At 60.0% G+C, this 16,275-nt stretch carries 8 protein-coding genes; all 8 read left to right on the forward strand.

Annotated features, from left to right (window positions below; genetic code table 11):
* Window positions 1-8 precede the first annotated feature (8 nt).
* The 8 genes from IPI01_11685 to IPI01_11720 all read left to right on the forward strand — a co-directional run bounded on the left by IPI01_11685 (window position 9) and on the right by IPI01_11720 (window position 16,261).
* Window positions 9-1,157 carry a galactose mutarotase gene (locus IPI01_11685; protein ID MBK7258439.1) on the forward strand — a complete coding sequence of 383 codons (1,149 nt, stop codon included), beginning with the start codon at window positions 9-11 and terminating at the stop codon, window positions 1,155-1,157.
* Window positions 1,158-1,472: 315 nt separating this feature from the next.
* Complete coding sequence (locus IPI01_11690) at window positions 1,473-5,414, forward strand: T9SS type A sorting domain-containing protein (protein ID MBK7258440.1); 3,942 nt, start codon at window positions 1,473-1,475, stop codon at window positions 5,412-5,414.
* 169 nt (window positions 5,415-5,583) lie between these two features.
* A complete protein-coding gene (locus tag IPI01_11695) occupies window positions 5,584-6,240 on the forward strand; it encodes a hypothetical protein (protein ID MBK7258441.1) in 657 nt (218 codons plus the stop codon).
* Window positions 6,241-6,296: 56 nt separating this feature from the next.
* Entirely contained in the window at window positions 6,297-7,784 is a 1,488-nt protein-coding gene (locus IPI01_11700; protein MBK7258442.1) for a hypothetical protein, read from the forward strand.
* Between the two features lie 10 nt (window positions 7,785-7,794).
* Window positions 7,795-10,587, forward strand: a complete 2,793-nt coding sequence (locus IPI01_11705; GenBank protein ID MBK7258443.1) for a TonB-dependent receptor — start codon at window positions 7,795-7,797, stop codon at window positions 10,585-10,587.
* Between the two features lie 28 nt (window positions 10,588-10,615).
* Window positions 10,616-12,388: a hypothetical protein gene (locus IPI01_11710; protein ID MBK7258444.1), complete on the forward strand. Its 1,773-nt coding sequence runs from the start codon at window positions 10,616-10,618 to the stop codon at window positions 12,386-12,388.
* 28 nt (window positions 12,389-12,416) lie between these two features.
* Window positions 12,417-13,340 carry a PorV/PorQ family protein gene (locus tag IPI01_11715; GenBank protein MBK7258445.1) on the forward strand — a complete coding sequence of 308 codons (924 nt, stop codon included), beginning with the start codon at window positions 12,417-12,419 and terminating at the stop codon, window positions 13,338-13,340.
* Window positions 13,341-13,534: 194 nt separating this feature from the next.
* On the forward strand, window positions 13,535-16,261 hold the full coding sequence (locus tag IPI01_11720; protein MBK7258446.1) for a hypothetical protein: 2,727 nt from the start codon (window positions 13,535-13,537) through the stop codon (window positions 16,259-16,261).
* The last annotated feature ends 14 nt before the right edge of the window (window positions 16,262-16,275 follow it).

The following is a 16,275-nucleotide window of genomic DNA, read 5'->3' on the forward strand; positions in this document are numbered from 1 at the left end:
GGTGACCCATGCGTATCTTCCGTGCTGGTATCGTGGTGGCGCTGGCAACGGCTGGATTGATGATGGGATGTTCACGTTCTACGGAGAAGACAATGAGCAATGACCCTGTGGTCTTTGGCACGACGCCCGACGGCACAAGCGTCATGCTGTACACTCTTCGCAATGCCGCCGGCATGGAGGCGAAGATCACCAACTATGGCGGTATCATCGTGAGCCTTACTGCGCCCGACAAGAACGGGACGTATGATGACGTCGTGCTGGGCTACGACTCGCTTGCCGGGTACATCCGGGTGACGCCGTACTTTGGCGCACTCATCGGGCGCTATGGCAACAGGATCGGCAAGGGACAGTTCACGCTGGATGGGAAGGCCTATCAATTGACCGTCAACGACGGCGCGAACCACCTGCATGGTGGAAAGGTCGGGTTCGATAAAGTGGTGTGGGATGCGAAGCAGGTCACGACGGCCGACGGCCCCGGGCTGGTGTTGACCTACGTGAGCAAGGATGGCGAGGAGGGGTTCCCGGGCACGCTCACGTCGACGGTGACCTACACGCTGAAAGCGAACAACGAGCTGGTCATGGACTTTGCGGCGACGACGGACAAGCCGACGATCGTGAACCTGACGGCGCATTCGTACTTCAACCTGGCCGGCGCGACGTCGGGGAAGAGCATCCTGGACCATCTGATGATGATCGATGCCGACACGTACACGCCGGTGGACAACGGGTTGATCACCACAGGTGAGTTGAAGGATGTGACCGGGACGCCGATGGACTTCCGGACACCGACGGCGATCGGCGCACGCATCGGTGCGGATGATCCGCAGTTGCATCTCGGTCCGGGTGGTTACGATCACAACTGGGTGTTGAAATCGGGTGGGAAGTCGCTTGCCGTGAATGCCCGCGTTGTGGAGCCGACCACCGGCCGTGTGCTTGAGGTGCTGTCGGACCAGCCGGGCGTGCAGTTCTATTCGGGGAACTTCCTTGATGGCACGATCGTCGGTAAGGGCGGAGTGAAGTATGAATTCCGTCACGGCTTCTGTCTGGAGCCGCAGCATTTCCCGGATTCTCCGAACAAGCCTTCCTTCCCGCCGGTCCGCCTCGATCCGGGCCAGAAGTACACCGCCACGATCGTCTACCGTTTTTCTGTAAAGTAACACCGTTTTTTTGGCCATCAGGTGGCATCCTACGCGGATGCCACCTGAGAGAGGTCGGTCAGCACTTTTTTGTTGACATTCTCGAATACAATCGTTAGCATTGAAGTAATTCCACGTAGTTCAGTCACTCATACTCCGCTTACCCTGTGTGTGTAGGGTTTGAACGCTACGTACGATCACTCAACGACAACGATTGCAGAAGGGAGGTGACTCGACGTCCTGCTACGCTATTCTCTGCAGGCTACCGGCGGAGATGATCCCGGCTGCCGGCAGACTCCGCTGTTTGCCACGCCATCAACACAAGGAGAGTACCCCATGAAACCCCGGTTCTACTTCTTTGCCGTCGTCGCGATGACGATGGTGTGTGCGGTTGGGCTGTTTGCGCAGGGGCTCGAAACGGTGGGCGGGCCCTATACCGTCGACAGCAACACGGTCGTGCTGCTGCATTTCGATGGTAGTATGACGAACGCCGCAGCAGCGATCGGGAAGACCGATACTGTTGCTGTACGGAATACCACCAACCCCTCCAAGATCTATTTCCTGAACAACACCGCGATCCCGGCTCTCGGACAGTGCGTCCGCCTGGACAACGGTGCGATCACCGACTCGACCTATCTGACGATCGCTGATACCTCCGCGGTCGACCTGACAGGGAGTTTCACCATCGAAGCATGGGCGAACATCTTTTCGTTCGGCGACAACGCCCAGGACTATCGCTGGGTCCCGCGTGTCTGCATGAAGCCCGCCGATGTCACGTTCTATGATGGCGCGAATTGGTGGCTTGAGATGTGGGGCGACAACCGTCTGTTCCACGGCGGCTATGTAGCGGAATCAGGCAATTACGTTTCCGTGACCTCCCCGAACAACATGTTCGTGCCCGGCGAGTGGGTCCATCTGACCTTCATCCGTGATGCCGCCCGCGGTTTCATCGCGGTCATGGTCCACGACAAGGACAAGGTCCTGAAGGGATTCCTGACAAAGGGCTTCACGATCGGCGACGCGCCCAAGACCACGAAGCAGGCGGTCCATATCGGTTGGGCCGGTGCCAAGGGCATCACGAATGCAAGCAACGACTCGTGGCTTGATGGGTTCATCGATGAACTCCGTATCAGCAAGGTGGCCCGCAATTTCGCCGGACCGCCCGTGATCTCGGACGTCACGATCCTCCCGAATCAGCCGACGACGGCGACATCCTATGCAGCGGGCATCACCGTGTTCCCGTTGAATGCCGGCGGCAGCATCACGAGTGTCGTCCTGAAGTACCGCACGGACACCACGAGCGCCTTCAGTTCGGTGCCGTTGACCGGTGGTGCGAACAACAGATTCACCGGCGTGATCCCCGCGACCACGTTCGGCAAGCAGGTGCAGTACTACTATGTTGCCACGGACAACAACGCCATGACGGCGATGTATCCGAGCGATGCGGAAGCGGCAACCAGTCCGACACGCCTGTCGTTCTACGTCTACCAGCCGAACGCCATGACCCTGGATCTGACATTCGAAGAAGGCCCCTCCGGGAACCCGGTGGACCATTCCCCGAATGCAGCCACGATCGTGACGCGTGTGCAGAAGGACTATTCGACGGATGTCCCCATGGGCGGCGGCAATTACTCATGGCAGCTGAAGACCCATCCCGGTGTGGCGATCGATTCGAACTGGGTGGAAGCGGTGTCGCCGTTCCTGGCAGCGGAAGAGTTCACGATGGACTGCTGGCTCAAAGCGGACTCCACCGACCGTCATGCGGTGCGTATCATCATCAATCCTTCGGCAGAGAAGGATTGGAACAATGCGAACTTTGAACTGAGCCTCCGTAACGGCGGCCCGGGCGTCCCGGTGTTTACGGCACGCTACTGGGCGAACGACCTGTCGGCAGCGTATGTCGTGCAGGACACGGTCGCCGGTTCCACACACATCGGCAAGTGGCGCCATATCATCCTTGAACGGAAAGCCAATCCCGCCAAGTTCGCGATGGTCATCAAGGACGAGAACGATGCGGTGATCTTCCATAAGATCGTTGATGCACCGAAGCCGCCGATCATGGCGGGTGCACCGATGCGTATCGGCCGTTCCTGGTTCGATGGCGCCGACAATTACTACGTCGGGCCGTACCGCGGCAGGATCGACAATGTGAAGCTGTACAATTATGCGGCGACGGGAGCTACTGCCGGCGTCGGTATCGATCAGGTCGGCGGTCCGTACACGCCGGATGCGAACACCGTGGTCCTGTTGCATTTTGACGGCAATATGACCAACAGTGCGGCGGCGATCGGGAAGACCGATACCGCAGCAGTGCGCAACACCACCAATCCCTCCAAGATCTACTTCCTGAATAACACCGCGGTCCCGAGTTTGGGCCAGTGCGTCCGTCTGGACAACGGTGCCATCACGGATTCCACGTACCTGACGGTTGCCGACACGGCCGCATTGGACCTGACCGGCAGCTTCACGATCGAAGCGTGGGCGAACATCTTTACGTTCGGCGACAATGCCCAGGATTACCGCTGGGTGCCGCGCGTCTGCATGAAGCCGGCCGACGTCACCTTCTATGATGGTGCCAACTGGTGGCTGGAGATGTGGGGCGACAACCGCCTGTTCCATGGCGGGTACGTTGCCGAATCCGGTTCGTACGTCACCGTGACCTCCCCGAACAACATGTTCGTGCCGGGTGAGTGGGTCCATCTGACCTTCATCAATGACACTGCCCGCGCGTTCATCGCGGTCATGGTCCATGACAAGGACAAGAACCTGAAGGGATTCCTGACGAAGGGATTCACGAAGGGTGACAGGCCGAAGACGACGAGGCAGGCGATGCATATCGGCTGGGCGGGTGCGAAGGGCATCACGAACGCGAGCAATGATTCCTGGCTTGACGGCTTCGTGGATGAGCTCCGCGTCAGCAACGTGGTCCGCAAGTTCGCCGGTCCGCCGGTGATCGCGGAGGTCACGATCCTGCCGAACCAGCCGACGACAGCAGCGAACTACCCGGTGAGCATCACCGTGTTCCCGTTGAATGCCGGCGGCAGCATCAGCAGCGTGTCCCTGAAGTACCGGACCGATACGACAGGTTCGTTCAGCACGGTCGCGCTGTCGGGCGGCGCCCAGGACAAGTTCACGGGAACCATCCCGTCGACGACGTTCGGCAAGAAGGTCCAGTACTACTACGTCGCCACGGATAACAATGGCCAGGGTGCCATGTATCCGAGCGATGCAGAGGCCGCGACGAATCCGACCCTGCTCTCGTTCTATGTGTATCAGCCCCATGCCATGACGCTGGACCTCACGTTCGAGGAAGGCCCGTCCGGTAACCCGGTGGACCATTCACCGAACGGCGCCCAGATCGTGACGCGTGTGCAGAAGGACTATTCGACGGATGTTCCCACCGGCGGCGGTGTTTACTCGTGGCAGCTGAAGACCCATGCCGGCGTGTCGATCGATTCGAACTGGGTGGAAGCGGTGTCGCCGTTCCTGGCAGCGGAAGAGTTCACGATGGACTGCTGGCTCAAAGCAGACTCGACCGACCGTCATGCGGTGCGCATCATCATCAACCCCTCGAAGGAGAATGACTGGAACAACGCGAACTTCGAGCTGAGTCTCCGCAACGGTGGTCCGGGCGTACCGGTGTTCACGGCACGGTACTGGGCGAACGACCTGTCGGTCGCCTATGTCGTGCAGGACACGCTCGCCGGTTCCACGCACATCGGCAAGTGGCGCCATATCATCCTCGAGCGCAATGCGTCCTCGCAGGAATTCGCCATGGCGATCAAGGATGAGAACGACGCTCTCTTGTTCAAGAAGGCGGTTGCCGCACCCAAGCCGCCGATCATGGCAGGTGCACCGATGCGTATCGGCCGGTCGTGGTTCGATGGCGCCGACAATTACTACGTCGGGCCGTGCCGCGGCAGGATCGACAATGTGAAGGTGTACAACTATCCGGCCGCAGGCATCACGACCGGTGTGGACGGCGAACAGGAAACACCGCTGGTATTCGCTCTGGCGCAGAACTATCCGAACCCGTTCAACCCGACCACACGGATCAACTTCACGGTCCCGGTGCAGGTCCAGACGAAGCTCCTTGTGTATGACATCCTCGGACGCCAGGTGAAGACCCTGGTGAACGATGTGTTGCACGCGGGCCAGCACTTCGTGCAGTGGGATGGGACCAACGGTTCCGGTGCCCAGGTGGCCAGCGGCGTGTACTTCGTCCGCATGACCGCCGGACAGTTCGAGAAGACCACGAAGATGATGCTCATGCGGTGATCCGCACATCCGTGCGGATGTCGTTGATGTTCAGTAACAGGAGTACGTTGTGACACGTCGTACGCGGTAAGTGACAACGGGTGGCAGGCGGGGCGGCCGGGAGGCCGTCCCCGCCTGTTGCCTCTTCTCCTGGACGTGCTTCGATCCTTCTGACACCACGAGGTTGCGTATGCGTAAGCGATGGATCCTTCTGTGTGCGGTGGCGGGCCTCCTCCTCAGCGACATCGGATGCAAGACCGCCGTCGAGCCAAGCCCCGAACCCGGTATCCTCCGCGTCGTGTTCAAAAGCTCGGATGACGATACGGCGATCATCATCCAGAATGATACCTCGCGGTTCTCCCGGTGGGACAATTTTAACATCATAGTTTCCCAGTGCCGTCTGTACAGGGGAGACAACTACTCCTACGTGTACAACAACCTGAGCAGCGAGCGCAAGGCGGACGATACGGTGAACGCACTCGCCCGTGAGTGGTTGAGTGGCGTGCCGATCACGTTCCAGGATTCCGATTCCATCACGGTGGGCAACAGCCGGTTCCGCCGCTTTGTGATCTTTGAATACTACGTGCCGCCCGGGTCGTATCAGAAGATGTCCATCAGCGTGACAGCCTCGGAGATGGAATTCTTCATCCCCAAGCATTACCTCAACCCGGTGACCCTTCCCCCCGGTGTGACGCCGACCATGGAATTCCCGGTCAACGTCACCATCAGCGAACGGGGCGTCACCGAGATCGAACTGGAACTCCAGCCGTACAAATCGCTGCGGCGTTACCAGGACCAGTTCTACTTTGAACGCAAATTGGTGGTCAAACAAGTCCGGGTGCTCTGATGCAGATACCCCACCCCGGTGCGATCCGGACGTCGAGAGATGAGGGCAGGTACTCTATGAAACAACGGTCTCATGCGGTTCTCGCCCTGCTCCTGGCAGCGGTCTGTGTCCCCCTCTGGATCTCCTGCGAGCGTCCCGTCGCTCCGGAGAACCCCAATGGCCCGCCCGATACCCGGCTGGCCAATGTCCCGAAAGAACGCGACACCGTCTTTGCGCTGGTGAACATGAGCTGGACCGGCGGGGACAACGACGGCTTCATCACGCAGTACCAGTACCGGTATTTCACGTATCATCTTGCCCCGGGGACGAGCGACACGTGGGTATTGTTCGACTCGACCGGATGGCATGACACGACCGGAACCGGCGCGACCATCGCGTTCAATTCCACCGAAGCGCTCAATATGCAGCGGTTCCTGGTGCGTGCCAAGGACAATGAGTCCAATGTTGACCCGATCCCCGCCGAGCGCGTCCTCTATACCCTCCGCACCGTGTCTCCTGTGACCAGGATCCTGGCGCCCAAGAACAACGGAAGCCTGCTGGTGGACGACGTGGTCACGGATTGGTGGCCGGGCGTCCAGCTCATCTTCAAGGCGACCGATCCCACGGGGCGCGGCAAGATCGTGGAGTATGCGTGGGCGGTGGACGACGGTCCGTGGACGTGGCAGGTGGACACCTCGGTGTTCATCACCCCCGACAAGTTCAGCGGTGCCCTGACCGGCCGGCATGAGATCAAGGTCACGTCGCGCAACAACACCAACCTGATCGACCCGATCGGGGATTCCGTGAGCGTGAACCTGATCATCCCATCGTTCACCCGGAGCGTCATCATCATCGATGAGACGGATGAGTTCAACAACCCCTTCCTCACGTGGAAGATCGCGGACAGCACGGTGGACCGCTTCTATTCGGATCTGTTCCCCGGTGCGACGCAGTGGGATTTCAAGACGCAGGGGATGCCGCCGCGTGAAGTGCTGGCGGAGTACCAATTGATCGTGTGGCACGCGGATGACGTGCCCACCAGCAGGCCGCACAAGATCTCCGACCCGGCGAACATCGAGATCTTCACGGATTACCTCAAGGTCGGCGGTAAGTTCTTCATGAGCGGGTGGAGGATCCTGAAGTCGTTCGCGTACTACAGCAACTTCCCGTTCACCTTCGCGCCGGGGAGCTTTGTCTATGATTACCTCCATATCCGTATGGTCACCGAAACGGACATCATGGGGGACATGACCGGGGCGAAGGGGAAGACCGGGGTCTTCTCGAGCATCAAAGTGGATTCCACCCGGCTCGCGAACTTCCCGTATGACGGGAGGCTCTCGCAGGTGAACCTGATCACCACCATGGCGGGCTTCACCGATGTCTTGTACTCCTATGAGAATGATCCGATGAGCCCGAATGTCAGCTATCGCGGGCGTGCGGTCGCGCTGCGGTACTACGGCACCGTGTACGATGCCGTGGTCCTCGGCTTCCCGATGTACTTCATCAAGAAACAGGATGCACTGGTGATGTCGCAAGAGATCCTGCGGAGTCTGCATGTCCAGTAAGGAGATCGTCATGATGAGGCGTACGAGACACACGCCGTACGTTCTGCGTGTATGGACGCTGGCCATCCTCGTCGTCCTGTGCGTTGCCGGTGTGGCCGCACAGAACACGGGGAAGATCGCCGGGACCGTCAAGGACAAAGCCACCGGTGAAGCACTCGTGGGTGCGAACGTCGCGGTCAAGGGGACCGCGCTGGGTGCATCGACGGATATCGAGGGGCATTTCTTCATCCTGCGTGTCCCGCCCGGTGTGCACGATCTGGCGATCTCCAGCGTCGGGTACCAGAGCATCACGCTGAAAGGCGTGAAGGTCCAGGTGGACCTCACCGCCGAAGTGCAGGTCCGGCTCGAGCAGGCGGCCATCGAGGTGGAAGGTGTGACCGTCATGGCAGAGCAGAAGATGGTCCAGAAGGACGTGACGTCGACACGGCGTACCGTCACACAGGACCAGATCCGCGAGACCCCGGGGATGGATGCCACGACCGACATCTTCAAGCTGCAGGCGGGCGCGGTGCTCACCGCGGCGCCACCGACGCTCCGGCTGGCGGATGGCACCCAGCTGCAGGTGCGTGACGAAAGTCTGCAGGACGTGCACATCCGCGGCGGCCGCGGGGGCGAGATCCTGTATATGGTCGATGGTATGCCCGTCACCCATCCCATCTACGGCGGCCGCAGCGTCATGGACCTGAACCTCGTTGACGTGGAAAGCGTCGAACTGCTCACCGGCGCATTCAATGCGGAGTACGGCCAGGCGCAATCGGGCGTGGTCAACATCATCACGAAGAGCGGTGGCGAATCGTATCACGGCGGACTCGAATTCAAGACGGACCAGGCCGCATTCCTGGGCGAATCCTACGTCACCGACTACGCCTCGCTGTACCTGGGCGGCCCGGAACCGATCACGCAGTATCTCCTTCCGGCGTTCGGCCTCGACCCGGGGAAGGGGTTGACCTTCTTCCTGTCGGCGAACTCGACGTTGAGCAACACACCGTATGACAACAAGCGCACGCGCCGCGATTTCGAAGTGTTCCTGTTCGATGTCCGGGAACGGCAGGACAACTCCACCAACCTGAATGCCAAGGTGAATTGGGATATCAGCGGCGAGCACAAGCTGGCGCTGAGTTACCACGGATCGCGCAAACAGTGGAGCTCGTACGATTACCCGTGGATCTACTCGCCGGACAACACCGCGGATTACAAGCGCAACAATTATACGATGACCGCGGCGTTCAGTCATGTGCTTTCCAAGTCCACGTACTACACGTTGATGGCAGGATATCTGGATGTGGTGTTCAAGGGATCCCTGGGCGGGTTGACGCCTGCGGACTTCTGGACGCAGGACAGCACGGGGAGGTATATCGCGAAGTATACGTCGCCCACCATCAACCCGAGCACCGGCTTCTATTATGCCGATGGGGTGCAATCGATCTGGCGCGACGACCATACGAGGACATTCACGTTCAAGGGCGACATCACGTCGCAGGTGCATCCTTCCCATCTCATCAAGGCGGGGATCGAGGCGCAGGCGAACACCATCAGTTACATCGATATCCAGGACGGCGGCAGCAAACTGTCGAAGTTCGGGCAGGGCATCGATTCCATCGCTCCCCCGGGGCCGTTCAATCTGTTCGGCCAGAACCGCTGGGTCTTCGATGTCAAACCCATCATCGCATCGGCGTACATCCAGGACAAGTTCGAGCTGGAGTATCTGGTCATCAATGCCGGCGTCCGGATCGACTACTTCAACCTGGGCAGCAGCGTGATGGAGCAGGGCTGGGTGTCGTCCTGGGAGCGCGCCACCGGGGTGAAGGCGGATTGGAAGCAGGGCATCTTCAAGATCAGCCCGCGGTTCGGCGTTTCCTTCCCCATCTCCGAGAACACCGTGGTCTTCTTCTCGTACGGCCACTTCAATCAGTTGCCGGAACTGCAATACTTCTACCGTGATCCCTACGGGAGCAGTTTCACGGGCAACCCGGCGCTGGACTACGAACAGACCATCCTGTACGAATTCGGGTTCACGCACCAGCTCACCGACTACTGGGCGGTCGACATCAAGAATTACGGCAAGGACATCTCGAAGCAGATCGGCACGACGCGGGTGTATGGCACGCAGGGGACGCCGATCGATCTGTATGACAACAAGGGCTACGGCCGTACGCGTGGCCTGGAGTTCGAATTGGTGAAGAACCCGTCTGATTTCATCGGCGGGCGCGCCACCTACACCATCCAGTGGGCGAACGGGTATTCCTCGTCGGCGTTCGATGACTATGTCCGCTCGACGAACAATTTCCCGTACCCGATCCGTGAGCGCGCGCTGGAATGGGACGTGCGGCATCAGGTGATCGTCCAGGCGACCCTGTCCGCGGGCAAGGGGCAGTATCCGAACCTGTTCGGGCTCGAGCTGGCGGATGATTGGAACCTGACGTTGCTCTACCGGTTCTCGACGGGCACGCCGTACACCCCGGGGCAGGCGACGCTCAATCCGGTCGAGGCACAGAAGCAGGAGAACACCGTCTACGGGCCGTATACATCCACGACGGACCTCAAGTTCGAGAAGGGCTTCACCGTTGGCGGCCTCCGGTTCGCCGTCACCTTCGATGTCTTCAATCTGTTCGATCAGCGGAACGTGCAGACCGTACAGGCAGGTCTCGGATTCAATCAATGGACCGGCGAGCCGTACCGGTACGGGGATATCCAGTATCCTCAGAACAACCTGTTCGATTACTACACGATGTTGAGCATACGGGATCCGCGCGTGTTTTCGACGGGTCGCACGACAAAACTGGGCATCCGCATTGATTTCTAACAGCGTTCACAGCCGTGAGAAGGACCCTATGCGTGTGTTGAGATCTCGCCTTGCCATGGTGTGCACTCTGGCCGTTGGCCTCGGTGCCGCGGCGCATGCACAATTCATCGATGCGAAGCTGGACTACCGGGTGACCACGGTCGGCAAGATCCGTCAGGTCATCACCAACATGGGCACCTTCGACAAAGGGCGGACCCGCTTCCCGGGGCTGATCAATGCCGAGTTCCCTCCGGGGTCCGATGAAGAACATCTGTTCCAGGGCGGCATCTGGATCGGCGGGATCACCCCCACCGGGGACACCCTCGTGTCGATGTCCGAAGCCCACTTCACCCCGCACGAATTCTATGCCACGAAGAACAACTGGGATTCGATCTGGACCGGATCGAAAGGCGATACGCTGCAAATCCCGTACTGGCAGAATTACGAATGCATCTCGGATCAGGATTTCGTATCCCGGTACAGCGACGACAACGTGTTGAACATCGACAATCACACGCCGCTCCATCTGGACATCATCCAGTCGACATATTCCTGGAGTTCCGGCCAGCTTGCCGAGTTCCTGCTGCACAAGTACTACATCATCAACAAGAAGCAGCCGTTGAAGGATGTGTACATCGGATTCTGGATGCATAGTTCGATCGGCAATATCGGGGCCGCGGACAATTACATCGACGAGTACACGCGGTACTATCGTGATTACAAGATGGCGGTGGCGGAGGATTCTCCCGGAGGATCGGACGGCGGTGCGGTGAGCCCGATCGCGTTCAGCGTCATGACCCCGAACAACGCCCCGACCTACAGCTTCAATTATTACGAGCACGAGGAGTTGCCCATCAAGGATGCCGCGTGTTATCAGGCGATGGCGAGTGCCCGGATCATGCCGGACCGTATCGAGCGGGCGCGGGCGCACATCATCCTCGGGTTCGGACCGTTTCAGGTGGCCGTCGGAGAGACACTGAAGGTGGACATGGCCGAGATCTTCGGCGTAGGTCTGCAGGGGCTGTTGAAGAATGCTGCGTACCTGACCTTCCTGAAGAGCAAGAACTTCCGCGTGCCCGCCCCTCCGCCGAAGCCCATCCTTCGCGTCGCGACGACGAATCATGAAGTGTCGCTGGACTGGAGGCCGCTCTCCAATGCAACGAATCCGGAGTTGTATACCGACACCAACCGCGGCGACACGGTCACGAAACCCTTTGAGGGGTATCGATTGTACAAGAGCACAAAAGGCCCGGATGGTCCGTGGACGCTCCTGGCGGAGTATGATGTGATCAACGATGAAGGGTACAATACCGGACTGCAATACACCTACAAAGACCAGGGGTTGTTGAACAACATCGAGTACTATTACGGCCTGACCGCATTCTCCAAATCGGACAAGGTGATCAACTTCCCCTCGCAGGAAACCAGCGTCTCCGCGAATGCCGCAACGGTGGTACCGGGGACCGCTCCGCCTGCCACGGTAGGTGAAGTGGCGGCGGTGCCGAACCCCTACCGGGGCGACATCGCGTACAATTCGTACAACCCACCGTGGGAACGCCCGCAGGGGAACCGCCCGTGGTGGATGGAGCAGGACCGCCGCATCCAGTTCATCAACCTGCCGACCCAGTGTCAGATCAAGATCTATACCCTTGCCGGTGATCTCGTGGCGACGCTGGACCATCATGATGCCACGCGGGGATATGAGGACTGGAACCTGACCTCGTCCATCGGGCAGGCGATCTCGAGCGGTATCTACCTGTTCACCGTTGAGGATGTGGCGAACGCCAAGGTGCAGGTCGGCAAATTCGTTATCATTAAATGAGTGTGGCTCCGTGCCAGAGAAGGTGACGATGATGAAACGTATCGTGATCGGATTTTTGATACTCGCTCCCGTGATGCTGTACGGCCAGTATAACCGTCCGGGAAGTACCGATGCGCAGTTCCTCAAGATCGGGGTCAGCGCACGCGGGACCGGCATGGCGGATGCCTATATGGCGGCCGTGGGTGGTGCGGATGCCGCGTATTACAACAGCGCCGCGCTCCCGTGGGTCAAGGGACGGGATGTGGTCTTCACCCACACATCCTGGTTCGCCGGTATCTCGCACGACTTTGCTGCCGCGTCGCAGAACCTCGATGACATCGGGACGGTGGCGGTCTCGGTGACCGCGCTGGCAACGGACGAGATGAAGGTGCGGACGCCCCTCCAGCCGGAAGGCACGGGGGAGACATTCTACGCAGGCAACTACCGGTTCGGCCTGTCCTATGCGCGCTTCCTTACCGACCGCGTGACGTTCGGCCTGACTCTGAGCTATCTCAACATGAAACTCTTCCGGGACTTCTCCGCCGATGCATTCGCTCTGGACATTGCGGTGATGTATGTCTCGGATTTCCGGGGGTTCCGGTTCGCGCTCCAGATCGCCGACTTCGGGTCAAGCATCCAATATGTCAACGAATCCTATCCGTTGCCCACCAACTTCCAGTTCGGGATGGCGATGAATGCGATCGACGGCGACGACCAGAAGCTGCTGATCAGCTTCGCCGCCGTGAAGCCCAATGAAGGCGAACCGCAGGCTCAGGTGGGCGGTGAATGGAATTTCCAGCAGATGTTCTTCGTCCGCGGTGGATACCGGCTGAACCACTCAACGGCGACCTGGTCCGCCGGTGCCGGGGCGGCCTTTGCCATTGAAGGCATCGGACTCCGGGCCGACTATTCCTACAGCAACTACAAGACACTCGGCGGCAGCCATCGTATCGGTGTCGGCATCGGATTCTAAGAGAACGGCCGTGATCTGAGTGACGCGTTAACCCTGTCCCCGGGCAACGTCATGTGCCCGGCCTGCTGTGCCACCTCCCGGATCGGTGCCGCTGGCTTTCGCCGGTCGCATGGTGTGAGGCGGGGCGCCGGCATGCATGGTTCGTTCATTCCGGCGGCCACACGCGCCTACGCATTGCACATGGAACCTCACACGTGAAGATCCCCTCGACGCTCCTCCTCCTCGCCCTTGCCGGTGCCACGATGTGCGCTCAACCGGCGAAACCCTTTCTGTCGCATCTCCAGGCCACGGCATCCAGCCCCCTCTTCACGACGTACGCGGCTGCCATGGAGCGGTCAGAGTTCATCGTGGACGAAGGGTATCACTTCCTCTTCTATGACAGCACACGCGGGGCCGACTTCATCACCGACAATGCGGGCAATCTGTCCGTAGGGTTCCGGAAAGGGACGAAGTTCGTGTACGACCTCCGCTCCATGGCGCGGCGGCCGGTGATCACCTCGTCGTATGCGGACATGGTCACCTATGCGTACGCTCCGTTCCCCGATGTGGATGTCCATGGGACCTTCCTCGTCCACAGCTCCTCCGCCGCCGTCCAGGATCTTGCCATCACCAACACCGGCAAAGCCCCGATCGATATCGATGTGATCCCGTTCCTGCAGAGCTCTGCCCGGCCGTTCAGCGATGTCACGCCGCTGACAGGAAAGAATGCCGTTGCGTTCCGGCACGATGAACTCCCGGACGGATGGGTGCTGGACCATGGCGTGCCGTACGTTGACCGCGTCCACGACCTGATGGTCTTCTCATCGAAACCCGACAGGATCGCGAGCTTCCGGAGTTACCGCTGGGGCAGTGTGGAGATCCCGCAGGAGGTCGATCTTGCGCGGCCCGCGCGCCAGGTCGTCCGCGGTGCGATCACCCATCCCACAAAAGAGCGCTGCACGCACCGGCAGGTTCCGGTGCGTATGGCCGTCTACCTCAACGGCGACCGGCGTCAATTGCTGACCGAGAATGCCGCCCGCTGGGGTGCGGCCGACCAGAACATCCGTTCCTATGGTTCGTATGCCATCGAGGCCGGCAACTTCGGCACCCTTGCACAAGGGGACCGGGTCACCGTCGTGATCGGCTGCGGAGACACGGGCGAGGCAGGCCGCGTCGAGGTCGCGATCGGCGACCCTGCAACGCCCGGTGACCAGCGGGTTGACCTCGCCCTTGCGCCCTCGGCGCTTCCGGCTCCTCCGGTGGGTGTCAAACGCGACATCTGGGGGAATGGCACCGAGCTCCGACTGTACTGGAAAGCTGCAGCCGGAATGCGCTACAATGTCTACCGCCGCGACTACAGGGCCGGAAGCGTGTACCGGAGCGTGGCGTATGAATCGGCGCAGTCGTTCTATACGGACAAGAACATCGCCGACGATAAGGTGTACGGGTATGTGGTCATCGCGGTGGATGCCAACGGGACCATGAGCCTGCCCTCCGGCGAGGTGAACAACATCGAGGGGAGTGATTTCCTGACGGACACGAAGTACCCCGGCCAGGTGCGGGGCGATGCGAAGGACCTGTCCCGTGTGATCGCCGCGTGGAAGAAACTTTCGATCCAGCCGGGTGCGACCGAACACCTGCGGATCGTCCGTGCCGTTCACCGGCCGGGGCAACGCCGCGACTCGGTGTTGTCGGCTGCAGAGCAGTTGCTCACCATGGATCTCGCACCGTTCCGGGTAGCGAACGAAAAGTTGTACGCGGGCATACCGGCGCTGAAGGACACCGATCCGGACCGTGCGATGCTCTATTGGAGCGCGTTCTCGCTCATGCGGCAGGTCATGCTTCCCCCTGAAGGAAAAAGCGGATACAATTACTATGTGTTCTCCCGTGAACCACAGTGGGGATGGGGGCATGGTGGACAGGTCTTCCACGAGAGCCTGACCATGCTTGCGTACGCACTGATGGACCCGGTGAGCGCCATGAATTCCCAGCGGGTGTTCCGCGAACGGCAGGATGCGAGCGGCTACATCAACTACCGCACCGGGCCGTATCTCGATGAGACCATTCCCTACAACGGTCAGCTCACATCCTCTGCGCCGTGGTACGCATGGCAGAACTACGAGGTCTATCGGATCACGAAGGACCGTGCATTCCTGAAAGAGATGTATGCATCCAGCGCGCGCTTCTACCGGTACTACGTTGCGAACCGGGATGCGGACGGTGATGGACTCTGCGAATGGGGTGCCCATGCCGTGCTGGAATGTGTGCGCGATGGCGATGTGGCCGTGTGGGATGAGGTCGGATGGCCATCGGAGTTCGAGGGGCTTGACTGCAATGCCATGCTCGTGATGGAGGCCAGGTCGCTGGCGGCCATGGCGCGTGAACTCGGGAACACGGGAGAAGCGAAAGCGTGGGAGAAGGATGCCGACACCCGTGCAGCATTGATCAACAGGACGTTCTGGGACCCGAAGTCGGGGTTCTACTTCCATGTGGACAGGAAGGACCATGATTTCACATTCAAGACGGCCGACGATCTGAAGCGTGAAGAGATCATCGGCTTCCTGCCGCTGTGGGCCGGCATCGCCGATTCCGCACAGGCAGCGCTTCTGGTCAAGAAACTCACCGACTCCACGAAGTTCTGGCGCGCGTTCGGGATCCCGACGCTTGCAGCCGACGATCCGTACTACAATCCTACCGGGTACTGGAACGGTCCGGTCTGGGTGCAATGGGTCTACCTGATCGAGCACGGACTTCTCCGGTACGGGTACAAGGCGGAAGCGCGCGAGATGGTCGGGAGGATGGCAGCGGCAATGATCGACAGGTTGAAGACCGATCACAATTTGTGGGAGCTGTATCATCCGGACAAACCCTGGGCCGGGCTCCACAAGACCTATATCTGGGCAGGTATCATCGCGCGGATGATGCGCGATCTTGACGAATAAGCAAGGACCACAGG

The organism is Ignavibacteriota bacterium, assembly GCA_016707525.1.
GTDB lineage: Bacteria > Bacteroidota > Ignavibacteria > UBA10030 > UBA6906 > JAGDMK01.

What these genes read in the sequence shown, in the direction of transcription:
- IPI01_11685 (MBK7258439.1), top strand. Translation starts at nt 9, where the DNA reads ATGCGTATCTTCCGTGCTGGTATCGTGGTGGCGCTGGCAACGGCTGGA.
- IPI01_11690 (MBK7258440.1), top strand. Translation starts at nt 1,473, where the DNA reads ATGAAACCCCGGTTCTACTTCTTTGCCGTCGTCGCGATGACGATGGTG.
- IPI01_11695 (MBK7258441.1), top strand. Translation starts at nt 5,584, where the DNA reads ATGCGTAAGCGATGGATCCTTCTGTGTGCGGTGGCGGGCCTCCTCCTC.
- IPI01_11700 (MBK7258442.1), top strand. Translation starts at nt 6,297, where the DNA reads ATGAAACAACGGTCTCATGCGGTTCTCGCCCTGCTCCTGGCAGCGGTC.
- IPI01_11705 (MBK7258443.1), top strand. Translation starts at nt 7,795, where the DNA reads ATGATGAGGCGTACGAGACACACGCCGTACGTTCTGCGTGTATGGACG.
- IPI01_11710 (MBK7258444.1), top strand. Translation starts at nt 10,616, where the DNA reads ATGCGTGTGTTGAGATCTCGCCTTGCCATGGTGTGCACTCTGGCCGTT.
- IPI01_11715 (MBK7258445.1), top strand. Translation starts at nt 12,417, where the DNA reads ATGATGAAACGTATCGTGATCGGATTTTTGATACTCGCTCCCGTGATG.